This window comes from Nocardioides sp. AN3 (assembly GCF_054653495.1).
Map to the genome: position 1 here is coordinate 1 of NZ_BAAIGC010000110.1, position 266 is coordinate 266.

The following is a 266-nucleotide window of genomic DNA, read 5'->3' on the forward strand; positions in this document are numbered from 1 at the left end:
GTGTGGAGCAGAGGTGTGCCGGGCACAGGAATGGTCTTGATGCCGACTTCGGCCAGGAGGCGGCTCTCCTCGGAGTCGGGGTTCGGGTCGTACCAGCCTTCGCCGCCGGTGGTGGTGGGCCAGCCGGCCAGTTCGGTGCGCTGGGAGCGTCCGCCGATTTGGTCGTCGGCTTCGAGGACGACGACGTCGGTGTCGCGAAGTTGGTAGGCGGCCGTGAGGCCGGACAGTCCGGCCCCGATGACGGCGACTTCACACGAATCTGACAT

Annotated in this window: 1 protein-coding gene; it reads right to left on the reverse strand. The window is 67.3% G+C overall.

From position 1 onward, the window contains the following. Positions 1 to 266, reverse strand: a 266-nt coding sequence (locus tag ACYQ1K_RS28020; RefSeq protein ID WP_459986907.1) for an FAD-dependent oxidoreductase, incomplete at both ends; no start/stop codon positions are given.